Here is a 23,296-nt window from a genome sequence, read left to right as displayed (position 1 = left end):
CTCTCAGTTTAGTTATGTATGAAAACATTCAAAAATACGTAAAAAACCTTTGTAATCAACAAAATAACCAACAACATAACTTTTAGTTATAAAGTCTATAAAGCGACGATTCCAAAATTGTTAATTAAAGTGAGCTCAAATTAATCACAACTACTATTTTGGAGTTATTTATGAGTAATCATTTAAGTAAGATTGCTGTTGGTGTAGGCTTACTTGCAACTTCTGGTGCTGCAATGGCAGCTGCACAACCTAACATTCTTGCTATTTTTGGTGATGATGTTGGTTATTGGAATATTAGCGCCTACAACCAAGGAATGATGGGTTATAAAACACCTAACATCGATCGTATCGCAAATGAAGGTGCATTATTCACTGATCACTATGGCCAACAATCTTGTACTGCTGGACGTGCTGCTTTCATTACAGGTCAAGAACCCTTCCGCACAGGCCTATTAACCATTGGTATGCCAGGTTCTGATCATGGTATTCCTGATTGGGCTCCAACCATTGCCGATCTACTCAAAGAACAAGGCTACATGACGGCACAATTTGGTAAAAACCACCTTGGTGACCAAGATAAACATCTTCCAACTAATCACGGTTTTGACGAATTCTTTGGCAACCTTTACCACCTAAATGCTGAAGAAGAGCCAGAAACTTACTACTACCCTAAAGATCCTGAGTTCCGTAAAAACTATGGTCCACGTGGTGTAATTAAATCTTATGCTGATGGTAAGATTGAAGATACGGGCCCAATGACTCGTAAGCGTATGGAGCACGCAGATGAAGAGTTCTTAGATTCTTCATTAGCATTTATGGAAAAAGCGGTAAAAGCAGATAAACCTTTCTTCATCTGGCATAACACAACTCGTATGCACGTTTGGACTCGTCTACAAGAAAAATACCAAGGTAAATCAGGCGTAAGTATTTATGCTGATGGTATGCTTGAACACGATGATCAAGTCGGTGTTCTACTTGATAAACTGGATGAGCTTGGTGTAGCTGATAACACGATCGTTATTTACTCAACCGATAACGGTGCAGAAACAGTAACATGGCCTGATGGCGGTGCCACACCATTCTACGGTGAAAAAGGCACAACATGGGAAGGTGGTATGCGTGTACCACAACTGGTTCGTTGGCCAGGAACCATCAAGCCAGGAACGAAAATTAATGAAATGATGGCGCACCAAGATTGGCTTCCAACCCTACTTGATGCTGCAGGTGTTCCAAACGTAAAAGAAAAACTGGCTAAAGGTTACAAAGCAAACGGTAAAGAGTTCAAAGTTCATATTGATGGTTACGATTTCAAACCATACTTTGAAGGAAAAGTAGATAAAGGCCCTCGTGAATCACTGCTTTACTTCACTGCAAATGGTGAGTTGAATGCGGTTCGCTGGCAAGATTGGAAACTGAACTTTGCGGTAATGGAAGGTAATATTTCTGATGCGGTTCGTTTATCACCAAACTGGCCTCAAATTATCCATCTACGTGCAGACCCATTTGAAAAAGCACCACATGAATCAGGTATGTACTTACGCTGGATGGCAGATAACATGTGGTTATTTGTACCAATGCAAGACGTATTAGCCGAGTTCTTTAATACTCTACCTGATTACCCAATGCAAATGAGTACTCAAATGAACCCTGCTGCTATTAGTGCACAATCACTTGGCTTAAAAGCGAAAATGCAACAGCTAGATAAGCTTCAAGCTCAAATGAATAAATTAAATACTAAATAGTAATATCTAAAACTAAAACGCCCCGAGCGAATATTCACTCGGGGCGTTTTTCTATCTGAAATCTAGCGACGCTGACAAGTTGTGCAACCACGACACGCCGAACGTGTATGTGGGTCTAGTCGCCCTCTTTGTATTTTACAATACGCATTTTTAAGTGCTCGGCGAGCTGAAAACCAATCGTCAGGTTTTGCTAAAATCAAGTTGCCATTAAAACGTTTCATTAATGGCACTCGATACTCATTAATAAACTTACTGTCGAACTCAATCTCAAAATGCTCAAGTGCTTGTTCAATCGAAGTGAAATTCGCAATCACTTGTTGGATAGTAGATTGGTTCATCGTTTTATTAATGTTTAAATGCGTTCATTTCTGCAGCACTTTTCGCTGTTAAATCGCCAGTTGGATTTAATAGATGTGGCAAAATTTTTGGTAGATTTAATACGATGTCTTGATTTTCTACTGGGTAAATAATCTCGTTATACCAGCCTAATAAACCCATTGTTGCATAACCAATTGCATCATTATCTTCACGGTTTTCAATAATGATTTGTAAAAAACGTAAAATCGCTCTGTCGTTTGAACCAGCTTGATTACGAGTGTCATCAAAGATAGTTGTCGCTTCTGAAACTAAGCCTTCAAATTCAGTTTCAATCGATACTTTAAACGAACCACCATCAACAGATATTTTCATATTTTATAGCCAATTATTTATTTTAATTGTGGCGATATTAACGAATAAATTGCCTCTTGTCGCTACCCTCAGATAAGTGATTTACACAAAAATTAAAAAATGCGTTTCTATGATTGTTTTTTAATCTTCGCTGTCAAGTTCATGGCATATGCCAGTAATGAGCCTATACTTTCATCAAATTTAATGGAGAGCATTGATGGCTAGACCTAAAAAATGTCGTCGAATTTGTAGTAGAGCACCATACAGTTGCTTTAAACCTAATGGCGTACCAACAACAGAATTACCGCAAGTCCAATTACTTGCTGAAGAATTAGAAGCATTGCGATTGGCTGATTTTGAAGGATTAAGTCAGCAAGACGCTGCCGATCAAATGATGGTGTCACGCCAAACCTTCGGCAACATAGTGAAACAAGCAAGATTTAAAGTAAGCAGTTGTTTAGTTAATGGTCAGGCTTTAATGCTCCAAGTGGAGACTGAATAATGAAATTTGCTATTCCATACCAAAATGGTCGTATCGCAGGACACTTTTCTAAAGCAGAATCGTTTCTATTTACGGATAAAGAACATTCAGAAATAACACCAAACCCTGCACTGAATAGTACGGGCTGCGGTGGCAAAAAATCACTACTATCATTATTAAAAAGCCAACAAATTGATGTACTTGTCGTTCGTAACATTGGGCAAAAGATGCTTGGTAACTTACTTAAATCCAACATTCGAGTATTTCATGCCAAAGGCAATGCATCATTAAATACTGCTGTATTTACAGATTTGCCTGAACTGACCAATGCAACTCAAGGCCGGCCTTGTAAAAATACAAAGCAAGGGTGTTGTAGTAAAAAACAAAATGTTATGACGCCAAAGTTAACAGCACCATCACGACCAAAACAAACATTCACTGTATTAGGATGTAAAGCATGAGTACCGTTTTAATTACTTTTGGCGCTTTTGTATTGGTCATTTTACTAATGGCATTAGGCGTGATTTTTGGACGTAAAGAGATCCAAGGAAGTTGTGGCGGATTAAATAATGTTGGTGTTGATAAAGTATGTAATTGCGAAACAACTTGTGATGAACACAAGCTTTATCAAATTTCAGAACCAACGGACAAATAAAAAGTGAAACCAGTTATCTAGTTCCACTTTCTTTACGTGGTAACGCTTTATTTCGTTTCTTTTGTATTATACCAATCACAGTAAGTAAGTGATCAGAAATAGCGAAGGAAAAATGCTTGAGAACAAGGCAGAATTTTTCGATAAGTAGTTATTCTACAATCAAAAATTCTAACGTAGTTATCGAGCATTTTAACAAGCTAGAGCGAACAATTATTTACTACGATTGGTATTACATAAATAAGCGTTACCAAACATGGTCACAGAGCTTGAAAAATCTAAAGACTGGTATAGATACAATGTATCCGCCCCTAACGCTGCAGCTTTGATACGCATTTGGTTTAATGTTCCCCAAACCATATCCTTATCAGCATGTAGCCAGTAATCATAAAAATGCCCTTCTGAACCAAAAACGATTCCCAGACGTTGGCAATTCTCAACTACTTTTACTTCATCCCAAATAACGTCGACCTTTTCAGACTCTTTAGTTGGAAAAGTTACACAACCGGTTAGCAGCGTTGTTAGAACAAACATTGAGCTAATGACACGTTTTTTCATTAAATAATCACTACAGAATAAATGTTGTGCGATTTTAGTAAAAAAAGTATTAATAGCAAGTAATAAGTAACTAGACGATAAATTAAAAATTATCCCTTAACTTATTATGTTATCGCCACTTGTTTGCTTCAGCTTCTCCATTTGCACGACGAGCCGCCGCTGCCACTTCTTTATCCACGATAGTTTGACCAATAGGTGCAATTGAAATCGCTGCCAATTTTAAGTGCTGAATAGCAAACGGAATACCAATAATAGTAACAAAACACGCAACAGCAGACATTACATGACCAAGAGCCAACCAGAAGCCAGCAAAAATAAACCATAAAACATTGCCGATAAAACCTAAACTACCTGTACCAATATCTTCAGAACGCGTTAATTCATCACGATAAATGGCTTCTTTACCAAATGGAAAGAAAGAGAATCCGGCCATAACAAAACACGCTCGCCCCCAAGGAATACCAATAATACTAATAAAGGCTAAGATCCCAAAAAAGCACCATGCTAGCCCCATGAATACGCCACCAAAAAGGAACCAGATTAAATTACCAATTGCGCTCATTTTATTTCCTTAACTACAATTCTTACTATAAATAAATGACAAATTCGTAGAGTGATTAATCACTTGCACCACATTTGGCACATTCATCATATGTTCTATCGCCTTCGCTAATAACAATATATTCTGTGACGCACTTTTCACATAACGCCAGAATAGGATAAGCTTCTTTTTGTTTTTTGGAAGACGTATTTCCTTCCGTTGTATAAAATTTTCTCATTTTGTCTCTATAATCTTTCTTATTTTAAATAACATTATATCGCTATTTACTCAGAAACCTGTCATTAAATAATAGTTCAATCACTTGTATCAAATTACATACAAAAGTAACATACCTTGGACAAAGTTATACACCAAAGCAATAACTCACTTGGTACAATTATAATGAAAAAACTACTATTAATTTCGCTGCTGTCTGTTCCAGCATTTGCTTCAAGTAATATAGCCAATAATTTTTCATATATTGGTATTGGTTTTCAATCAGCTAAATACTCTTCCGAAGCTCTATCCCCGTATTTTAACGATAAATACAGTAATGATGAGAAAAAAACATTAGGAGGCCTATATATTGATGTTAACGCAAACCTTGTAGATAAAGTCTTTTTTGATGGGTACGCCGATTTCGCAACCAGAATCAGTTCGGATGTTGATACTTGGAAAGCTGGTCTTGGTTACGCTTTTTACTCAACACCAACCTTATCGGTTCCTGCCTCTTGTGGTTGGGTAAACTACCATGCTGAACGTGACTCAAGATCATACTCAGAAGGTGCTGGCTACTGTAAAGTCGGAGTAAAAACACAAATAGCAAATCACTGGCTACTGGATGCAACCTATCAACATGAATTTTTAGATGAATCTAAAGATACGTTAGGAATTAAAAACGTATTTCAATTTGGACGTGTTTTTGGATTAGTTGCAGGCTTTAAATATGCAGAACGAATCGAGAGTGAAATCACATACCAATTAGGTATGCAGTTCTCTTTCCACTAATTCAATCAGTTATATAGAATCTTAATAGCAAAAATGGAGGTCTACATAGTATTCCTCCATTATCAAATAGCATGATTATCACTCTAAAATGATTTTTGCATTTTTCTCTTGGTCTTCACTTACCAAACTTTGCATTGATGGATTACTAGGGTAACTCTCACCATCAAAGCGCATTAATACACTTCCCTTTCCTTTTGACCATACAATTATATCGTTCCATCCACTCGTTTTTGTTTCAGCAATACGTATTGGTGAACCCGTTACTGTACTTTTAGATATGAATGTAAAATCCGAACCCGTATTTTGAAAAATTAATACGGTACACCCACCAGACCCACACCAATTCATTCCTTTCAACATTACAATTGCATCATCAAATCCATCTGAATTTAAATCAGCATAACCAACATCAAAATTTGGTTTATTTTCTTGAGATATTAATGACACTGCTTGATTAATATCTGGAATCTCATGGGCTTCTTCATTACAACCAAATAAGAATAATGAAAATAGAATCCACCAGTATTTCATCTTATTCCTCTCTTATAAAAACAGAATGATTAAAACAAAAACACTCGACAAATTTTAACTGTCGAGTGTTTTTTAGATTATTCATATAACAGTATAGAGTTACCAGTTATCTTTGTATTTCTTTTTGTTCTTTTTACCAGAGCCTTCAGGTTTAGCGACAGGCTTAATTGAAGCTAAAAGTGCTTCTGTGATCTCTTCATTCACTTCAAACCCTTCAACTTGCTCACGCTCAAGACGAATTTTATTTTTCTTCTCAATGATTTTAAAGTGATGGTAATCTTCATAATCAATCAAAGATAATGCTAGACCAACTTCTCCTGCACGGCCACTTCGACCAATACGGTGCATATAATCTGCTGGACTTCTTGGTAAATCAAAATTAATCACAACAGGCAGTTTTTCAATATCCAAACCACGAGCGGCAATATCTGTTGCGATCAAAACATCAATCTCACCCGCTTTAAATGCTTCAAGAACGCGAGTACGAGCACCTTGACCTTTATCACCATGGAACACTTCCGCTGCAATACCACGTTTAGCAAGCTTATCGGCTAGATGATTACACGCATTTTTAGCGTTTACAAAGATAAGCGCTTGTCGCCATTGGTTCTTTTGAATCAAATGAGCAAGAACCGATGTCTTCTCACCTTTATTCACGGTAAAGACACGTTGTACGACGGTACTTGCATCTGCGCTTTGTAATTGAATTTCTACAGGATTATTCAATAGCGCTTGAGTTAATGTTTGAACTTCTTCTGGAAACGTTGCTGAAAACAGTAATGTTTGTTTTTGCTTTGGCGCTAATGCTAATAATTCATTAAGCTCTTCAGTAAAGCCTAAGCTCAGCATTCTATCTGCTTCATCAAGCACTAGCGTTTTTACTTTATCTAGCTTAACTGCATTACTTGAAATCAAATCAAGTAAACGTCCTGGAGTCGCAACTAAAATATCTGCACCACCACGTAGTGCAAGCATTTGAGTATTTACGGATACACCACCAAAGACAGAAACGGTTTTGATTGCACCATTAAAATGCACAGCGTAAGACTTAATACTATCCGCAACTTGCTTCGCTAACTCACGAGTAGGTACTAATACTAAACCAGTAACAAAGTTCCCTTTGCTCGCTTGCGCTTTACCCGATTGAAGTTCCGCAATCTGTTGCAATAAAGGCAAAGCAAACGTTGCAGTTTTACCAGAACCTGTATTTGCTCCTGCAATCAAATCACGTCCAGCAAGCACGCTTGGGATAGCTTGTGCTTGAATTGGTGTTGGCTGTTGATATTCCAACTCAGTTAAACGAGCTAAAAGAGGCGAAATAAGGCCAAGTTCTGTAAAATTGGCAGGTGCTGTCGTAGTGGTCATGTATATAAAGAACTCAAAGCTAAAAAATAGCCGATCATTTTAGCCTATTTCGGTGCGATTAAGTGAATTAATTACGTAATAAATTCAGCACTCTTAAAGATCATTAAAAGCAATTTATCTTTCACGGCTGCGATATGAATCATTTCTTCTATTGTTTTTCAATAAACCATGTACCTCGGCACGGTGCATTCGTTACTTTCCATTCTCCTTCTATACGGTTATTTCTAGCTAAACCAGTAAAGCGATAGCCCCACTTTTGACTATCTGCATACAGGGTTAACTCTCCGTTATCGGATATCCACCCTTTTAGGGTCGTATTGTTATACACTAATCTTAACGACACCTTTCCTTCTTGAATGGTACCGACAACGCTTGTTTGACGACAAATACCATCACCACTAATATCAATACGTTTTCCGCTCCAATCACCATCAAAATCGTTTGATATATTAAATGAAGGATTATCAGGTAATGGCGTATTTAATGGTACTCTTTCCGTATTGTTCATATTACTAGCAATAAAAACAAATAGACCAACCGCAATAACACCCAATAATCCTTTTTTCATCTTATTTCCTTATAATAAATTCAAATAACAAACTACTCTGTTGCTTTATTATCACGTAAAGTGGCTTTTACTGGTTCGACAACAATTGTATTTATATCGATATCAGCAATATTATTTCCCACATAATTAAGATCTCGTTCATTTTTATCATGCACCATAATAGTAATGTCTCCATTACCACCACAGCGATCACCATAAATTTCACCGATGTACTTTATTTCTTTCGGTTTTAATGTAAATGATTCGGTGATCATCGGCTCATCATAACTAAAAAACGGATTCGTATTTGATAACCAGAAATCATAAGTACCCGGCTCAAGAACGGTTGAATAAACTAAGGCATATTCTGATTCAAAAAAACTATCAATGTATCCATTATTTAACTGATAAACACCAATACTATCAGCGAACACAGCCGGATCTTCTGCTTTTTTTATAACGACTTGAACGGTATTACTCTTACAAGCTTCGTATGCACCAGCTGAAAAAATTAATACGGATTGATTCTCTTCTAAGTTATTTACATCAACATCATAAACCGTTGGCAACGTGGTCGCACAACCAGTCAATATGCTTAATGCAGTACCGATAAATAATGCTTTCGTTTTCATTTTTCATCCCTGTATAAACAATATATTCACTAACTAAAACTAAGTTTATATAGGTATTTTTACTTCATCATCACTGTTTTTATTTCTGACAATAAATTTGCCAAGTCACTCTAATAACTTGGCATTGAATATAAAAAAATGAGAGTCACTCGATATATCAGTTAAATTCGCCGTAATATTTATTCTAAACAACAAATAAACGTATCGACTTCTTGGTAAAATAAAGCAGCATTATTTTGAACCCAATGATTTTCATCTTGAAATGATTTATTTTCTAATGACGTAATAAATGTTAATGCGTCTCCACATCCTTCAAGGCTAGCCGTTCCCCAATAATAGCATTTAGGTAAACGTAAACTTTCATAAATTTGTCCCCATTGAACAACACCTCTTGAATCAAGCGTTTTATGCTGTTCGTATATTTCACTGGCCGTTTCACCTAATACAATTGGAGAACAGCGTCTCAATGACGATAAGTATTTAACTCCAGCACTGTGTCCCCAAGATAAAGAGAATTGTTCTGCAAAACCGCTTCCATGTACCCATGATTTGAACTCAGATTTATCACTGCTACGATATTTATCAGAGATAATTTTAGACAAAATAATGCTTTCTTCATGTAGTCCACCTTCAGCATTAATGAAGCCACCAATTCTATTCTGATCATCAAGATGACACACTAACGTACCAATATCGCCCCCCCAAGAGTGACCAATAAGAATACATTGCTTTACCTCTAGTAAATCAAGCGCTTTTAATACTCGTAGAGCTTGAAATTCTGTCGTATGTGAAATTTTTGATGCAGGAGAATACCCATATCCACACATATCAAACATGACTAAATTATATTGAGACAGATAATCCAGCGCATCAACAAAACAGAGGTGAGACTCTCCTAAGCCATGAATAAATACAACTGTTTTCTTAGCTGGTTCAAATTGAGTTGATAAGCAATATAATTGATCACCATCGATATCTAACCATTGTTCGTTTAACATGCTTTTTTCTCCCTACTAACCTATTTTTTCATACTATATAAATTCGATTAGTCTTTAAACGACAAAAGAAAGAAAATGAACAGATTATTAAATACAATACTCAAAATCTAAGCTTAATCTGAAATGCAGAATTTGCTTTTCCTTGTTGAAGAATTAAGCACCTTTTATTTTTCAATCTACCCCTCACTTAAGCTCATTCCATTAAACTTTGCGCTAGATCTCTTATTCAGTCTTTCATCAATTAGATTCCTGCGTTTGATCACACTTAGTTACATTCCTAGATGCAATGTGTCAATTCTTGCTCTAAATTCACCATCGAAACGTTTACGCAAACGTTTCGATGAGCATAAAACAGACAATAACCGCTCATTGCATTTTTAACTTAAGGTGTCCTCATGAAAAAAAATACGCTGCTAAATTCTGAATTGTCATACGTTATCGCAACACTTGGTCATACTGATGAAATCGCCATTTGTGATGCTGGCCTTCCTATTCCTGACGCTTCACAACGTATTGACCTTGCCCTAATTCAAGGCATACCTACCTTTATAGACACCGTAAAAGCAACGCTTGCTGAAATGCAAATTGAGGGCGTAATTGTTGCCGAAGAATTTAAAACTGTTAGCCCACAAATGCACGATGAGCTAATGACACTCATTGCAGCCGAAGAAGCGCAATGTGGTAAATCAATCACTGTTTCTTACATTCCTCATGAAGAATTCAAAATCCATACTCGCGAGAGTAAAGCGATTGTTCGCACAGGTGAATGTACCCCTTATGCCAATGTGATTTTCCAATCTGGCGTTGTTTTTTAAGTAGGATACGTTATGACTCAAGCTATCTTAGAATTAAACGGCATTGAGAAAGCCTTCCCCGGAGTGAAAGCTCTGGATGGTGCTTGTCTTAATGTCTATCCCGGCAAAGTCATGGCCCTTATGGGTGAAAATGGCGCGGGTAAATCAACCTTAATGAAGTCACTAACGGGCATCTACGCAATGGATGCTGGTGAAATCCGTTACGAAGGCAAAGCAGTTAACTTTAATGGTCCTAAACACTCGCAAGAATCAGGTATTAGTATTATTCACCAAGAATTGAATCTTATTCCTGAATTGACCATTGCAGAAAACATCTTCTTAGGCCGTGAAAAAACCAATGCCTTTGGTGGGATCAAATGGTCTGAAATGTACAAAGATGCCGATGCCCTACTTAAACGTTTGAATGTAAAACACCACTCTCGCCAGCTATTAGGCGAACTGAGTTTAGGTGAACAACAAATGGTTGAGATTGCTAAGGCACTGTCGTTCAAATCCAAAGTTATCATCATGGATGAACCGACAGATGCGTTAACGGATACCGAAACTGAATCACTATTTAAAGTAATTAATGAACTGCGTGATGAAGGTTGTGGCATTGTTTATATCTCACACCGTCTAAAAGAAATCTTCGAGATCTGCGATGACATCACAGTACTGCGTGATGGTAAATTCATTGGTGAACGTGTGGTTGCGGATATCGATGAAGACACATTAATTGAAATGATGGTAGGCCGTCGCCTTGATGAGCAATACCCTCGTATTGATGTTCAACATGGTGAGAAGTCGCTAGAGCTGTTCGATGTATCTGGTCCTGGTGTTCATAATGTTAGCTTCTCATTAGATCGTGGGGAAATCCTTGGGATCTCTGGTTTGATGGGTGCTGGCCGTACTGAATTAATGAAAATCATCTACGGTGCACTACCAATGACTTGTGGTGCTATCAAACTAAACAACAAAATGATTAATCCTATTTCACCACGTGATGGATTAGCAAACGGCATTGCCTACATCTCAGAAGACCGTAAAGGTGATGGTCTGGTTCTTGGATTGTCGGTTAAAGAGAACATGTCGATTTGTTCTTTAGATCAACTATCGAAAGGCATTCAATTAGATCATTATGCGGAAGTCACCGCGGTTGAAGACTTTATTCGTCTATTCAACATTAAGACCCCTACTCGTGATCAAATCATTGGTAATTTATCTGGTGGTAATCAACAAAAAGTAGCCATTGCTAAAGGATTAATGACTCGTCCAAAAGTCTTAATTTTAGATGAACCAACACGTGGCGTTGATGTTGGTGCGAAAAAAGAAATCTACCAATTAATTAACCAATTTAAAGCGGAAGGCATGAGCATCATTTTAGTCTCATCTGAAATGCCTGAAGTTTTAGGAATGAGTGACCGCATCTTAGTTATGCATGAAGGCCGTATTAGTGGCGAATTCATGGCAAAAGATGCCGACCAAGAAAAATTATTGGCTTGTGCAGTAGGTAAAACTGTTGAGCAAAATGTAGAGGTAACAGCATGAGCACCAAATCAATGACTTCAACTGAAACACAACAAAAGAAAGGCGGCATTTTTTCTAAAGAATGGCTGATTGAGCAAAAATCATTAATCGCGCTATTGCTTTTGATTGTCGTGGTTTCCTTTTTGAACGACAACTTTTTTACTGTCGACAACATCCTAAACATCCTGCGTCAAACCTCAGTTAACGCGATTATTGCGGTAGGTATGACGTTAGTTATCTTAACGGCAGGTATCGATTTAAGTGTCGGTTCTGTATTAGCCCTTTGTGGTGCTTTTGCGGCAACCATGATTGGCCTTGAAATTCCGGTAATGATTGCGGTTCCAACGGCGCTACTTGCAGGTGCTGCTCTAGGTGCAATCAGCGGTATTATTATCGCAAAAGGTAAAGTTCAAGCATTCATTGCAACGCTAGTAACCATGACGTTATTACGTGGTGTGACAATGGTTTACACAGAAGGTCGCCCTATCTCTACTGGCTTCACTGATGTTGCTGACAGCTTTGCATGGTTCGGTACAGGTTACGCGTTTGGCATCCCAGTTCCTATCTGGCTAATGGTTATCGTGTTTGCATCTGTATGGTACTTACTAAATCACACACGCTTTGGTCGCTACGTTTATGCTCTAGGTGGTAACGAATCAGCAACTCGCTTATCTGGTATCAATGTGGATCGCGTTAAGATCGGTGTTTATGCTATCTGTGGTCTACTTGCGGCACTGGCTGGCTTAATCGTAACATCTCGTCTTTCTTCAGCTCAACCAACAGCAGGTATGGGCTATGAGCTAGACGCAATTGCAGCGGTTGTACTTGGTGGTACAAGCCTAGCAGGTGGTAAAGGTCGCATCATGGGTACATTAATTGGTGCGCTTATCATCGGCTTCTTAAACAACGCTCTGAACTTATTAGATGTTTCTTCTTACTACCAAATGATTGCCAAAGCAGTGGTTATCCTACTGGCAGTATTAGTGGACAACAAAAACAAGTAACACCTCTTTATACAATAACTTATACGAATACCCCTATAAATTCGTTTGCTGTAAAACAAAATAGGCACAACCAAACGTACCATGTTTGAATTGTGCCGCCCTACACCTTATAAGGAATATAGAATGAAAAAGTTAGCAACCCTAATCTCTGCAGCCCTACTTTCTACCTCTTTCGCATCAACAGCGGCAGCTCAAGATACGATGGCAATGGTCGTTTCAACATTGAATAACCCATTTTTTGTGACCATGAAAGAAGGCGCTGAAGCAAAAGCAAAAGACCTAGGCTACAAACTGATTGTTCTTGATTCTCAAAACGATCCAAGTAAAGAACTGTCAAACATTGAAGATCTTACGGTTCGTGGCGTAAAAGCAATTCTTATCAACCCAACCGATTCTGATGCCGTTTCAAATGCGATTCGTATGGCTAACCGCTCTGGTATTCCTGTATTAACGCTTGACCGTGGTGCGAGCCGTGGTGAAGTAGTTAGCCACATTGCATCTGATAACGTTGCTGGTGGTGAGATGGCAGGCAAATTCATCATGGAAAAAGTGGGTGAAAAAGCACGCGTTATCCAACTTGAAGGTATCGCTGGTACGTCTGCTGCACGTGAACGTGGTGAAGGCTTCATGAAAACAGTTGATAATGGTGATCTGACTCTACTTGGTAGTCAACCAGCTGATTTTGACCGAACTAAAGGTCTTAACGTAATGGAAAACATGATTGCAGCAAATCCTGATGTTCAAGCGGTATTTGCTCAAAATGATGAAATGGCGTTAGGTGCTCTACGTGCAGTTCAAGCATCAGGTAAAGACGTATTAATCGTCGGCTTTGATGGCACAGAAGATGGTATCGCAGCGGTTAACCGTGGCCTACTTGGCGCAACTATCGCACAACAACCAGACCTAATTGGTGCACTTGGTGTAGAAACAGCGGTTAAAGTTCTTAAAGGTGAAAAGGTTGAGAAATTCATTCCTGTTGACCTAAAAGTTATTACAAAATAATCAGCTTATAAAATAATAAAAGCGGAGCATTGATACGCTCACAACAACCAGTATCAGTGCTCCCTCTTCTCAAAGATAGAAATACATAAAACCTATCGTTAAATGTACGGATTAATTGAACTGTTCGCCCATTTACCCATAAGTTTTAAGGCCACATTCCGGTCACAGATAAGAAACAAGGCACATTATGAATAAATTAGTTGTTTTAGGTAGCGTAAACGCAGACCACGTTCTTCAAGTTGCATCATTCCCTCGCCCAGGCGAGACGTTACACGGTCACAGCTATTCCGTTATTCCTGGTGGTAAAGGGGCAAACCAAGCAGTTGCAGCGGCACGCTTAGGCGCTGATATTGCATTTATCGCAAGTGTGGGTGATGACAGTTTTGGTCACCAAATGATTGAAGCTTTTCAGTTTGATGGCATTAATACCGAAGCGGTCATGATAGAAGAAAATACACCAACCGGCATTGCGATGATCCAAGTGGCTGCAACTGGCGAAAACAGCATTTGTATTTCTGCTGAAGCAAATGCACGTTTAACGGCAGATCGTATTGCGCCTCATCACGGATTAATCGAAGCTGCTGATACCCTATTAATGCAACTTGAAACCCCTATTGAAACCATAGAAAAAGCAGCTCAAATTGCTAAAGCCGCAGGTACTAAAGTGGTATTAAATCCAGCGCCTGCACATCAATTAAGTGATGACTTATTACAACTTGTTGATATTATTACACCAAACGAAACAGAAGCCGAACTATTAACTGGCATTCAAGTAACGGATATGGCGAGCGCTCAACAAGCGGCTGATGCACTTCATGCAAAAGGTATCGAGACCGTAATGATCACTCTTGGTAGCAAAGGGGTTTGGATAAGCCAAAATGGTTCTGGTCGCCAAGTTGAAGGTTTTAAAGTGCAAGCGACAGATACAACAGGCGCAGGAGATACGTTCAACGGTGCTTTCCTAACAGGATTACAATCAGGCCGTAAATTGGATGATGCAATCAAGTTTGCTCACGCTGCTGCTGCAATATCTGTAACTCGAATGGGTGCTCAAACGTCAATACCTTCAATCACTGAAGTCGAGCGTTTTCTCTTAGAGCATTGATAATTAAATATCGTTGCCTGTATTTGTATTTCATATAGGCAACGATATAAACAAGGATTGAATTTATGGCAACAATCAAAGATGTAGCCAAACATGCAAGTGTCTCAACCTCAACAGTCAGTCATGTTTTAAATAAAACTCGATTTGTTAGCGAAGACATTTCAGAACGTGTCATGGCCGCAGTAGCAGAACTAAACTATGCGCCTTCAGCCCTCGCCCGCAGTTTAAAAGTCAATCATACAAAAACCTTTGGCATGTTGGTAACAACCTCAACGAACCCATTTTTTGGTGAAGTAGTAAAAGGTGTAGAACGTCGCTGCTATGAAAAAGGCTATAACCTTATTTTATGTAATACCGAAGGTGATGCAGAGCGTGTTCATTCAAGCTTAGATACTTTGCTACAAAAACGTGTAGATGGCTTATTGCTAATGTGTACCGAGATAGAAAATCAAGTGCTTGAGCTTTTTTCTCGTTATCAACCAGTTCCTACCGTTGTAATGGATTGGGGATTGATTGATTTTCCAAGCGACAAAATTCAAGACAACTCGCACCACGGTGGCTATCTAGCAACAAAACACCTTATTGAACAAGGTCATACCGAAATTGGTTGTTTAACTGGTCCTCTCAACAAACTACAAGCGCAACAGCGTTTAAGCGGTTTTGTGCAAGCAATGGAAGAGTCAGGATTAGAAATCAATAAAAAATGGATTGCATCGGGCAATTTTGAATGTGAAGGCGGTGAAGCGGCTTTCAACGAAATTCATGCTAAAGGTAAACTACCAACGGCATTATTTGTTTGTAATGACATGATGGCAATGGGAATGATCAATTGCGCAAGCAAAAAAGGCATTTCAGTTCCTAATGACATCTCAATTGTTGGTTATGATGATATTAAAATGGCCAAATACATCACGCCATCACTTACTACCATTCATCAACCAAAACACCGATTAGGCCAACAAGCGGTCGATTCACTGCTAGAAAAAATAGCAACAAAATCAGAAACGAATCGAGTCTTTCAGCTAGAGCCTACACTCATGGTTCGAGACAGCGTAAAAACGCTATCAAATTAGAGCCACCACTGAATACAAAGTAAAACCGATCAAAGAGTCTCTTATCATATTCCTTTCTAATGGAAAATAATAAGAGGCTCTTTCTATTCTAATAATTCTTTCTTACCGCAACGTATCGCGCAAATCTTGGGATTCCATTATCCGTATAACCGTTATAACGATAGGTCACCGTAGAACCCAATTTAGGTGGATTTTCTCTCACTTCCACACTCAAACCGCTGCCAACTTTAAATTCTTTTCCATTTGGCATACGTAAAATCATCGCGCCCACCATACCGCGAAACTTTCCTTTCCCATCGGTATAGCCGATCACAATGGCTTCATTATCTTGATGTTTTTTCACTTTAATTAAATCGTCACTTCGCCCAGGTCTATAAACTTCACTGACCTTTCTTAACATCACTCCCTCACCATTACGCGCAGAAATATCATCCAATGCTTCCAATAAAGAGTCTTCATTACTAATAGGATAATGTTCAACCAATTTTAAGTGCGGGTGATCGAGCTTTTTAACTATGGTTGATAGCTCATAATATCGTTTAGGAAACATACCGGCAGAGCTAGGTAAATCGAATGCCATGAAGCGAATTTTTTTCCAGAGTTCGTCATCAGGTTGGCTATCTAACACTGTTTTTGCTACCTGTTGAAATCCACCTCTTCCAGCCCATAACTCTCCATCAATCTTATGATCGGGTAATGGGTCAGTAAACCAATCTGGAGCATATATCGTGTGGCCTGTTCGTGTTATTAACTTTTCCCCTGTCCATAATGCTCGAATACCATCTAACTTCTCACTTGCCCAATACCCTTCAATATCCATTCCTTTTTCGTATTGAGTAGCAAGAACTACATCTATTGATGCAGTATTTGGTTCATCATGTGAATATGTGGGGAGTGGGGTCAACCCAAGCGCAACCAAGGCTGCAAGTAATTTTATTTTCATCATCCTAACCTATTATCACTATTCCTTTATTTCATGATTACATAAGCTAGTGAACAACTAACGAAAAATTTGAACAAACATCACTCTATTTCGATCCATCTCCAGAAACAATGAAATGCGAGAACTATCACTTTCACTGTTTAAATATCCACTATTACCATAATTGTTATTTCATTGAGCTCTGCCAGATTTGCGACTTATCAAAAAGATCAATGTCTCACTCTTAATGCAAAGGTAATGTTTGTGACACATCAATATGAGATGTTTATTTATAGATAATTCTAATATCTACAAAATAATTCATATAACTCAACTATGGAAAGTAGTGAAATGAAAACAACACAAATAAAAACCTCTCTTGCTATGGCGATTGGCTTGGCGCTATCTGGCAACGCTTCTGCTGACATCATCATCTCTCAATACGTGGAAGGTGGAAGTTACAACAAATCATTGGAGATCAGTAACACCTCTGATAGCCCAGTTTCCCTTTCAGGTTATGCACTTAAATCTAAATACAACGGCCTTAATGACTGGAAAAACGATTTAGATTTATCGTCTATCACTCTTGATGCCAAAAGTGTTTATGTCATCTCTAATGGCCGAGCATCAGACCAAATCAAAGCCGTTACCGACAGTATTGAAAGCATTGTAAATCACAACGGTGATGAGACTTACATGCTATTTAAAGATGGTGTAGAGCATGATCGCATAGGCATTGATGGCGATGTAGATTGGGGGAAAGATAAGAGTTTTATTCGTGCTGATTTAACCCCAAGCACAACGTTTGATGCCAACATGTGGATTGAAAAACCAAAAGACAACATTGACGGATTAGGAGCATATCAAGAAGGCGTCACACCACCTCCGGCATTTGCGTGTCAAACAGAATCAGGAGCAACACCCGTATTTACAGAAATAAACCAGATTCAAGGAACCGGAGATAAATCCCCTCTTATCTCTAGCGGCTTTATTTCAGATGATGAGTATTTTGTTCAAGGTGTTGTTACCGCTCGTGGCGAAAGCTTACTAAAAGGATTTTACTTACAAGGTCTCAACGATGATTTTGATCCTAACAGCTCAGAAGGCATATTTGTTAGCACAGGAAGTGCACCATCGTTAGAAATTCAACCCGGCGCATTAGTGTGTGTAAAAGCCAAAGTTCAAGAATATTACGGTCAAACGCAATTAAAACCTGATACCAATAACTTCTTAGTTCAAGGCCACCAAGCCCCTGTATCCGTTACTGAGCTAACCATTAATGGAAACGAAACGCTTGCGCAAGCCCTTGAGCGTCATGAAGGGATGCAGGTTAAACTCACTTCGCACTCAGATTTACGTATCACACGTAATTTCAGCTTTGACTACGCAAGTAAACGCAACAACATGGTACTTTCTCATGGTGAACCACTATTCAAACCTACACAGCTCTTTGCTGCAGAAAGCCCTGAAGCTATTCAACTTGCTGAAGAGAATGCAAAACGCCAAATAACCATAGAATCTGATAATAAAGCACCTAATGGAAAAGTGCCTTATTTCCCTGATTTTGCGACCGATTCCAATCAAGATGGTAGCGCAGATTCATACTTACGTCTTGGTGCTCGCATTAAAGGTTTAGAAGGGGTTATCGCCTACTCTTACGGCCAATACCGCCTTGTTACCACCAATACCATTTCACAAGAAAATATCATCACTCAAGCTTTCGATGAAGATGGTGAAGCCTTATTTAATGTAGAGCGTACTGACGAACCGAGTGTTGACGATGCAGATCTCACCATTACTAGTTTTAACGTATTAAACTACTTCACATCCGTTGCAGCTGGTGGCGATGCCAACCCAACAGGTCAAAACCGTGGTGCAACAAGTGCTGATGACTTTGCGATTCAACAAGCAAAAATCCTCTCGGCATTAGTGGCTATTGATGCTGACATTATTGGTTTAATGGAAGTTGAAAATAACGGTTTTGGCGAAAACAGTGCCATTAACGATCTAACCACGGCATTAAATGCTCAATTTGAAGACGAAGAAGATCACTACAAATACGTTGAGATCAAAAACAAAGACAAATACCAAGGGGAATACCTAGGCTCTGATGCCATTATGGTTGCCCTTCTTTACCGCCCTAGTGAAGTCAAACTCAAAGGCAAAGCACGTGTAATTAAAACACCAGAGCAACACATTGCTGAAAATACCATTACTCGTGACAACAGCGGGACCATTGAATTTAATCCAGCTTATGACAAATACCAACGTCATAGCCTAGTTCAAAAATTCATGGTGAAAGACGCTAAAGAGCCATTAACCGTTGTTGTTAATCACTTAAAATCAAAAGGCTCTGAGTGTATTGAGCAATGGCAAAACTTTGAAGAAGATAAAGATCCATCAGATCTACAAGGTAACTGTAACCGCTTTAGAGTATCAGCAGCAAAAGCCATTGGTGATGAGCTAGAAAGCGTAAAAGGCGATGTGTTAATTCTTGGCGATATGAATGCTTATGGCATGGAAGATCCACTATTAACCCTTACGGATTACAGCCAAGAGAAATATAACCGTGACATCTTTACCGCTTCTTACACCACATTAGGCACAGATAAAGATGGTAAACCACTGCCTTATGAAACAACAGGCAGTCAGATCACTCAAGGTTACGGTTACATTAACTTAAATACCTTACTGCATGGGACGGATACTTTCTCTTACACCTACTCAGGTGAATTAGGAAATCTTGACCACGCTTTAGCGAATAAGTCTCTAGCAAAACGTGTTGCTGAAATTGAAGATTGGCACATTAACGCCGCTGAAAGTAACTTATTTGAATACAGCCCGAAATACACGGGAGACATGGTGAAATACAATGACATGTATTCAGCATCTGATCATGACCCAATTGTGATCACACTTGATTATAAGAAAGGTGCATCATTTAACTTCTTTGCGTTAGCTTCTTTATTAGGCTTTGGTTTCTTACGCAGAAAACTACGTAAATAACTATTATAAAGAGCATTAAATAAAAATGGCGGAGTATCTACACTCCGCCATTCTTTTATTTTGAAGCCACAGAAACTTCCAACTCTTCGTCGGTTTCTGCACCACTTTGCATGATGACGGCATCGTTATTACAAAACGGCGTCATAGTAACACTAATGTCTGCCAGTGCATCTTCTGTACATACGGTTTCACAATGCTCTCTCACCATACTGATCACGTGCATTCTTAACACGATTAAACTGATAATACCGAACACCACATTACCTACGGCTTGACCATATAACACACCCAAACCGCCATACCACTGCGCACCGAAGTACACAAAAGGCAAAGTACCAATGGTTGCTTTACTTAGGTTAAGTGCCGTTGAATATAAAGGTTTACCCAAGTTATTAAATGACGTGTTTGCCACAAACATTGCGCCATTAAAGATAAAGGTGATAGCCACAAAACTACAGAATGTCATCATAATAAGCGACGCATCACCAACTAAGTTAAAGGCTTTAACAATATAATCTTGCAATAAAAACAGGATCAGTGAGACCGCAATACAATAAATCGCAGTAAAGAACAGCGAATTACGCAGCGTGTCTTTTACTCTATCAATGCGTTGTGCACCAAAGTTCTGCCCTATGATTGGACCAACCGCTCCAGACAACGCAAAAATAACCGCAAACGTAACGGGAATTAATCGTCCAATTACCGCAAAACCAGCAACAAAATCTTCACCAAACGGTGCAAGGGTTGATGTCACAATCGCATTACCAATTGGTGTTGCCGTATTCGTAATAATAGCCGGAGCCGCAATCGTAATAATGGCAGGTGTATGATCTTTTATGATCGACCATTCAGGCCATTTCACTAAATTGTGCGTTTTCACTAATGGGTATAAAGAGAAAACCAATACGGTAATTCGAGAGATTACCGATGCAATCGCCGCCCCTTCAACATTAAGTCCAAAACCAAAAATGAAAATTGGATCTAAAATGGCATTCACAATACCACCGTATAATGTGGCTAACATTGAACGTTTAGCATCACCTACAGCACGAAGACCGGCACCCGCAGCCATAGCAATGGCAATAATTGGGGTACTTGGTAATAAAATTGAAAGATATGCTTGAGCACGCTCAGCAACAAACCCTTTTGCTCCTATCATTGAAAGCAATTCAGGAATAAAGCAGAACATAACAATCGTTACAACGGTATTCACAATAAAGGCGATCGCCAGTGTACTACTCGCTAATTGTTGTGCTTTTTCGTTCTCTTTTGCCCCTAGCGCTTTAGATACCAAAGCCCCCATAGCAATAGAAGAACCGATAGAAACTGAGGTTGAAAAGAATATTATCGTTCCAGCAAAACCAATGGCAGCGGCTAACTCAACTTGTCCTAATAAACTAATAAAAAACATATCTAATAAGTCAACGACAAACAGTGCCATTAAACCAATAGAAGATGCTCCCGACATTACTAAAATATGTCTCATGGTCGATCCATGAACAAATTTAGCCGTTTGATTACTCACATATCTCTCCTACCATTATCTTTCTACTCTTTACCATTTTAGATAAAAATAGCGTAATGGTGTTGAATACTAAAAATTAAATCGTTATTTCCTAAAAATAAAAAAAACCACAAACTAATTGTGGTTTTCTTCAAACAGTGGAAGTAATAACGATTACATGCCTATGCTTTCACTAATGCTATCAATTTCTTTGATATCCATCTGTAGCAATTGTAATTCATCGTTATATTGAGTGATGAGTTTCTTCGCCGCTTCTTGACGTTGGCATACGTCAGACTTCACATCCCAACTCTTACCTTCAAGGTACACTTCACACTCTTTCGCTAAGCGCTTTTCATTTGATGTGGTTACTTCAATCTTAACTTCAAGAGCACTTGCTTCTTCTTTCAATTGAAGTTGACGTTGGAACAACTGTTTTGCGCGCGTCAACATCGTCACTTGTAAATCAACTTGGTTAGTTAATTTATCAATTTGCTTATTCTGCTCTTCAACTTGCATTTCTAGTGAGGCTTTTTGAGACTTCAATGCACCCACTTCTTTTGTTAATGTCGCGTGTTTTTTCGATTCTTCAACAATCGCTTGTGCTTTTTCTTCATCAAGCGTTTGCTTTTGAACTTCTAATGCTTGCTGTTTTTCTTTTTCAACAAGAACATCAACCTCAGCACTCTTCTCTTTTGCTTGAGTTAATTGAGTTTGATATTGCTTAGTTTGAGTTTCTAATTGAGTGTAGGCTTCTGTCCATTTATTTTCTGAAATACTAGAGCCAATTAAACCACCAGCAACCGCACCGATAATCAAGGTTACCCCTGCTACCCAATGGCTCGCTTTTGATTTCTCTTCAATAATAATGACATCTTCATCGTGCTCATCAGATGTTCTTGTTTGATTTTCTACACTCACGTGATAACCCCAAGCAAATAGATTTTATTGAGTATAGTGTTATTCCCTATACTCTTTGTTAAAAATAAGACAACTTATCGAATTAGCTCTGAAATCATGACATATGCCACATAAATGACAAGCCCTGCAACAGAGGTATAAATAACCGATTTTTGAACCTTCTCATTTGATCTGAACTTGAACAGCACAGCAGCAAATACGAATAATAAAATGATGACCGCAATTCTTAGCATAGTACACCTCACTTTTCTTATACTTTAGCACATTTTTGCTTTCTAAATACTTGAGTTTTAGTCGTTATTTTGAACAAAGAAATCGGTTTCTTATAATATTTTTGAATTTTTCAAATAAAATGCATGACAATAAAATGTGACTTAGCTAACATAGCGTCTTGCTGTTATACAGCACACAATTTGTTGATCCGATGAAGACTGCAGGAGAGTGGCAAAAACCGTCAAGGTTACGCCCGCCGAAGAAGTAAATCTTTCAGGTGCCGAGTTCATTTTTTAAGTGAATAAGGTGAGGACTGTAGTTGGAGGAATCTCTGGAGAGAGCCGTTAAATCGGCCGCCGAAGGAGCAAGCCCTTATCTGAAAAATGATAACGGTGAAACTCTCAGGCAAAAGGACAGAGGAGAAAGTGATCCGATTAATCTCGGCTCTATACTATTTGTCGATCTTTTGACTTTGGTACACCACTCTCTCTTCTCCTTTCT

26 protein-coding genes and 1 riboswitch are annotated in these 23,296 nt (G+C 38.6%); of the genes, 12 read left to right on the top strand and 14 right to left on the bottom strand.

Annotated elements, in window-relative coordinates:
• Nucleotides 1–170 precede the first annotated feature (170 nt).
• Nucleotides 171–1,742, top strand: a complete 1,572-nt coding sequence (locus HC728_RS13870; RefSeq protein ID WP_012533827.1) for an arylsulfatase — start codon at nt 171–173, stop codon at nt 1,740–1,742.
• Nucleotides 1,743–1,804: 62 nt separating this feature from the next.
• Here the strand turns inward: HC728_RS13870 and HC728_RS13865 are convergent, their stop codons facing one another.
• Nucleotides 1,805–2,080, bottom strand: a complete 276-nt coding sequence (locus HC728_RS13865; protein WP_011262023.1) for a nitrogenase-stabilizing/protective protein NifW — start codon at nt 2,078–2,080, stop codon at nt 1,805–1,807.
• A 7-nt stretch (nt 2,081–2,087) separates the two neighbouring features.
• Nucleotides 2,088–2,432, bottom strand: coding sequence for a hypothetical protein (locus HC728_RS13860; protein WP_012533008.1), 345 nt, complete (start codon nt 2,430–2,432; stop codon nt 2,088–2,090).
• A 196-nt stretch (nt 2,433–2,628) separates the two neighbouring features.
• Between HC728_RS13860 and HC728_RS13855 the strand changes: the two genes are divergently transcribed.
• Genes HC728_RS13855 through nqrM form a run of 3 tightly spaced genes read left to right on the top strand, consistent with a single transcriptional unit; the run spans nt 2,629 to nt 3,547 of the window.
• Complete coding sequence (locus HC728_RS13855; RefSeq protein WP_011262024.1) at nt 2,629–2,913, top strand: DUF134 domain-containing protein; 285 nt, start codon at nt 2,629–2,631, stop codon at nt 2,911–2,913.
• Entirely contained in the window at nt 2,913–3,353 is a 441-nt protein-coding gene (locus HC728_RS13850; RefSeq protein WP_190395663.1) for a NifB/NifX family molybdenum-iron cluster-binding protein, read from the top strand. The genes HC728_RS13855 and HC728_RS13850 overlap by 1 nt, the downstream gene beginning before the upstream one ends.
• The gene (gene nqrM / locus HC728_RS13845; RefSeq protein ID WP_005419476.1) at nt 3,350–3,547 is read left to right on the top strand and encodes a (Na+)-NQR maturation NqrM; all 198 of its coding nucleotides are present in this window, start codon (nt 3,350–3,352) and stop codon (nt 3,545–3,547) included. The genes HC728_RS13850 and nqrM overlap by 4 nt, the downstream gene beginning before the upstream one ends.
• A 210-nt stretch (nt 3,548–3,757) precedes the next feature.
• On the opposite strand, the gene HC728_RS13840 is transcribed toward nqrM, so the two are convergent.
• From HC728_RS13840 to HC728_RS13830, 3 genes are all read right to left on the bottom strand, one after another.
• Nucleotides 3,758–4,102, bottom strand: coding sequence for a DUF4156 domain-containing protein (locus HC728_RS13840; protein WP_017019249.1), 345 nt, complete (start codon nt 4,100–4,102; stop codon nt 3,758–3,760).
• A gap of 109 nt (nt 4,103–4,211) precedes the next feature.
• Nucleotides 4,212–4,664 (bottom strand): YccF domain-containing protein, encoded by a 453-nt coding sequence (locus HC728_RS13835; protein WP_146862659.1) that lies wholly within the window; start codon nt 4,662–4,664, stop codon nt 4,212–4,214.
• A 55-nt stretch (nt 4,665–4,719) separates the two neighbouring features.
• Nucleotides 4,720–4,881 (bottom strand): hypothetical protein, encoded by a 162-nt coding sequence (locus HC728_RS13830; RefSeq protein ID WP_011262028.1) that lies wholly within the window; start codon nt 4,879–4,881, stop codon nt 4,720–4,722.
• 164 nt (nt 4,882–5,045) lie between these two features.
• Between HC728_RS13830 and HC728_RS13825 the strand changes: the two genes are divergently transcribed.
• Nucleotides 5,046–5,651 carry an outer membrane beta-barrel protein gene (locus HC728_RS13825; RefSeq protein WP_063645388.1) on the top strand — a complete coding sequence of 202 codons (606 nt, stop codon included), beginning with the start codon at nt 5,046–5,048 and terminating at the stop codon, nt 5,649–5,651.
• 78 nt (nt 5,652–5,729) lie between these two features.
• On the opposite strand, the gene HC728_RS13820 is transcribed toward HC728_RS13825, so the two are convergent.
• The 5 genes from HC728_RS13820 to HC728_RS13800 all read right to left on the bottom strand — a co-directional run bounded on the left by HC728_RS13820 (nt 5,730) and on the right by HC728_RS13800 (nt 9,724).
• Nucleotides 5,730–6,182: a hypothetical protein gene (locus HC728_RS13820; RefSeq protein WP_011262030.1), complete on the bottom strand. Its 453-nt coding sequence runs from the start codon at nt 6,180–6,182 to the stop codon at nt 5,730–5,732.
• 99 nt (nt 6,183–6,281) lie between these two features.
• A complete protein-coding gene (locus tag HC728_RS13815; protein WP_017019252.1) occupies nt 6,282–7,547 on the bottom strand; it encodes a DEAD/DEAH box helicase in 1,266 nt (421 codons plus the stop codon).
• Between the two features lie 148 nt (nt 7,548–7,695).
• Entirely contained in the window at nt 7,696–8,115 is a 420-nt protein-coding gene (locus HC728_RS13810; protein WP_017019253.1) for a hypothetical protein, read from the bottom strand.
• Between the two features lie 32 nt (nt 8,116–8,147).
• Nucleotides 8,148–8,726 carry a hypothetical protein gene (locus HC728_RS13805; protein WP_190395662.1) on the bottom strand — a complete coding sequence of 193 codons (579 nt, stop codon included), beginning with the start codon at nt 8,724–8,726 and terminating at the stop codon, nt 8,148–8,150.
• A 179-nt stretch (nt 8,727–8,905) separates the two neighbouring features.
• A complete protein-coding gene (locus tag HC728_RS13800; RefSeq protein WP_017019255.1) occupies nt 8,906–9,724 on the bottom strand; it encodes an alpha/beta fold hydrolase in 819 nt (272 codons plus the stop codon).
• A gap of 395 nt (nt 9,725–10,119) precedes the next feature.
• Between HC728_RS13800 and rbsD the strand changes: the two genes are divergently transcribed.
• The 6 genes from rbsD (at nt 10,120) to HC728_RS13770 (ending at nt 16,229) form a co-directional block, all read left to right on the top strand.
• Nucleotides 10,120–10,539 (top strand): D-ribose pyranase, encoded by a 420-nt coding sequence (rbsD, locus tag HC728_RS13795; protein WP_017019256.1) that lies wholly within the window; start codon nt 10,120–10,122, stop codon nt 10,537–10,539.
• A 12-nt stretch (nt 10,540–10,551) separates the two neighbouring features.
• Nucleotides 10,552–12,066, top strand: coding sequence for a ribose ABC transporter ATP-binding protein RbsA (gene rbsA, locus HC728_RS13790; protein ID WP_005419500.1), 1,515 nt, complete (start codon nt 10,552–10,554; stop codon nt 12,064–12,066).
• Entirely contained in the window at nt 12,063–13,049 is a 987-nt protein-coding gene (gene rbsC, locus HC728_RS13785; protein WP_065598014.1) for a ribose ABC transporter permease, read from the top strand. Before rbsA ends, rbsC begins: the two co-directional genes overlap by 4 nt.
• A gap of 123 nt (nt 13,050–13,172) precedes the next feature.
• Entirely contained in the window at nt 13,173–14,051 is an 879-nt protein-coding gene (rbsB, locus tag HC728_RS13780; RefSeq protein WP_012533978.1) for a ribose ABC transporter substrate-binding protein RbsB, read from the top strand.
• A gap of 187 nt (nt 14,052–14,238) precedes the next feature.
• Nucleotides 14,239–15,156 (top strand): ribokinase, encoded by a 918-nt coding sequence (gene rbsK, locus HC728_RS13775; protein WP_005419503.1) that lies wholly within the window; start codon nt 14,239–14,241, stop codon nt 15,154–15,156.
• A gap of 65 nt (nt 15,157–15,221) precedes the next feature.
• Entirely contained in the window at nt 15,222–16,229 is a 1,008-nt protein-coding gene (locus tag HC728_RS13770; protein ID WP_012533351.1) for a substrate-binding domain-containing protein, read from the top strand.
• Between the two features lie 88 nt (nt 16,230–16,317).
• Here HC728_RS13770 and HC728_RS13765 read toward each other — a convergent pair whose 3' ends face one another.
• The gene (locus HC728_RS13765) at nt 16,318–17,175 is read right to left on the bottom strand and encodes a DNA ligase (protein ID WP_012533044.1); all 858 of its coding nucleotides are present in this window, start codon (nt 17,173–17,175) and stop codon (nt 16,318–16,320) included.
• 327 nt (nt 17,176–17,502) lie between these two features.
• Here HC728_RS13765 and HC728_RS13760 point away from each other — a divergent pair, with 327 nt between their 5' ends.
• On the top strand, nt 17,503–20,157 hold the full coding sequence (locus HC728_RS13760; RefSeq protein WP_190395661.1) for an ExeM/NucH family extracellular endonuclease: 2,655 nt from the start codon (nt 17,503–17,505) through the stop codon (nt 20,155–20,157).
• A gap of 55 nt (nt 20,158–20,212) precedes the next feature.
• On the opposite strand, the gene HC728_RS13755 is transcribed toward HC728_RS13760, so the two are convergent.
• The 3 genes from HC728_RS13755 to HC728_RS13745 form a co-directional block, all read right to left on the bottom strand.
• Complete coding sequence (locus HC728_RS13755; protein ID WP_065598017.1) at nt 20,213–21,682, bottom strand: MATE family efflux transporter; 1,470 nt, start codon at nt 21,680–21,682, stop codon at nt 20,213–20,215.
• A gap of 153 nt (nt 21,683–21,835) precedes the next feature.
• Nucleotides 21,836–22,582, bottom strand: coding sequence for a hypothetical protein (locus HC728_RS13750; RefSeq protein WP_017019260.1), 747 nt, complete (start codon nt 22,580–22,582; stop codon nt 21,836–21,838).
• A 74-nt stretch (nt 22,583–22,656) separates the two neighbouring features.
• Nucleotides 22,657–22,815: a hypothetical protein gene (locus tag HC728_RS13745; protein ID WP_005419519.1), complete on the bottom strand. Its 159-nt coding sequence runs from the start codon at nt 22,813–22,815 to the stop codon at nt 22,657–22,659.
• A 301-nt stretch (nt 22,816–23,116) separates the two neighbouring features.
• A riboswitch (glycine riboswitch) is annotated at nt 23,117–23,222 on the top strand.
• Nucleotides 23,223–23,296: the final 74 nt, after the last annotated feature.

The sequence above is a fragment of the Aliivibrio sp. S10_S31 genome, from assembly GCF_014694495.1.
Taxonomy (GTDB): domain Bacteria; phylum Pseudomonadota; class Gammaproteobacteria; order Enterobacterales; family Vibrionaceae; genus Aliivibrio; species Aliivibrio fischeri.
The sequence above is the reverse complement of the archived record's forward strand: the minus strand, read 5'-3'. Positions and strand labels throughout refer to the sequence as shown.

Bases quoted from the DNA above. Each gene is read 5' to 3' on its own strand.
- HC728_RS13835 (WP_146862659.1), bottom strand. From the start codon at position 4,664: ATGAGCGCAATTGGTAATTTAATCTGGTTCCTTTTTGGTGGCGTATTC.
- HC728_RS13820 (WP_011262030.1), bottom strand. From the start codon at position 6,182: ATGAAATACTGGTGGATTCTATTTTCATTATTCTTATTTGGTTGTAAT.
- rbsD (WP_017019256.1), top strand. From the start codon at position 10,120: ATGAAAAAAAATACGCTGCTAAATTCTGAATTGTCATACGTTATCGCA.
- rbsK (WP_005419503.1), top strand. From the start codon at position 14,239: ATGAATAAATTAGTTGTTTTAGGTAGCGTAAACGCAGACCACGTTCTT.
- HC728_RS13860 (WP_012533008.1), bottom strand. From the start codon at position 2,432: ATGAAAATATCTGTTGATGGTGGTTCGTTTAAAGTATCGATTGAAACT.
- HC728_RS13865 (WP_011262023.1), bottom strand. From the start codon at position 2,080: ATGAACCAATCTACTATCCAACAAGTGATTGCGAATTTCACTTCGATT.
- nqrM (WP_005419476.1), top strand. From the start codon at position 3,350: ATGAGTACCGTTTTAATTACTTTTGGCGCTTTTGTATTGGTCATTTTA.
- rbsA (WP_005419500.1), top strand. From the start codon at position 10,552: ATGACTCAAGCTATCTTAGAATTAAACGGCATTGAGAAAGCCTTCCCC.
- HC728_RS13850 (WP_190395663.1), top strand. From the start codon at position 2,913: ATGAAATTTGCTATTCCATACCAAAATGGTCGTATCGCAGGACACTTT.
- HC728_RS13770 (WP_012533351.1), top strand. From the start codon at position 15,222: ATGGCAACAATCAAAGATGTAGCCAAACATGCAAGTGTCTCAACCTCA.
- HC728_RS13815 (WP_017019252.1), bottom strand. From the start codon at position 7,547: ATGACCACTACGACAGCACCTGCCAATTTTACAGAACTTGGCCTTATT.
- HC728_RS13810 (WP_017019253.1), bottom strand. From the start codon at position 8,115: ATGAAAAAAGGATTATTGGGTGTTATTGCGGTTGGTCTATTTGTTTTT.
- HC728_RS13745 (WP_005419519.1), bottom strand. From the start codon at position 22,815: ATGCTAAGAATTGCGGTCATCATTTTATTATTCGTATTTGCTGCTGTG.
- HC728_RS13760 (WP_190395661.1), top strand. From the start codon at position 17,503: ATGAAAACAACACAAATAAAAACCTCTCTTGCTATGGCGATTGGCTTG.
- rbsC (WP_065598014.1), top strand. From the start codon at position 12,063: ATGAGCACCAAATCAATGACTTCAACTGAAACACAACAAAAGAAAGGC.
- HC728_RS13765 (WP_012533044.1), bottom strand. From the start codon at position 17,175: ATGATGAAAATAAAATTACTTGCAGCCTTGGTTGCGCTTGGGTTGACC.
- HC728_RS13825 (WP_063645388.1), top strand. From the start codon at position 5,046: ATGAAAAAACTACTATTAATTTCGCTGCTGTCTGTTCCAGCATTTGCT.
- HC728_RS13805 (WP_190395662.1), bottom strand. From the start codon at position 8,726: ATGAAAACGAAAGCATTATTTATCGGTACTGCATTAAGCATATTGACT.
- HC728_RS13830 (WP_011262028.1), bottom strand. From the start codon at position 4,881: ATGAGAAAATTTTATACAACGGAAGGAAATACGTCTTCCAAAAAACAA.
- HC728_RS13800 (WP_017019255.1), bottom strand. From the start codon at position 9,724: ATGTTAAACGAACAATGGTTAGATATCGATGGTGATCAATTATATTGC.
- HC728_RS13870 (WP_012533827.1), top strand. From the start codon at position 171: ATGAGTAATCATTTAAGTAAGATTGCTGTTGGTGTAGGCTTACTTGCA.
- rbsB (WP_012533978.1), top strand. From the start codon at position 13,173: ATGAAAAAGTTAGCAACCCTAATCTCTGCAGCCCTACTTTCTACCTCT.
- HC728_RS13840 (WP_017019249.1), bottom strand. From the start codon at position 4,102: ATGAAAAAACGTGTCATTAGCTCAATGTTTGTTCTAACAACGCTGCTA.
- HC728_RS13855 (WP_011262024.1), top strand. From the start codon at position 2,629: ATGGCTAGACCTAAAAAATGTCGTCGAATTTGTAGTAGAGCACCATAC.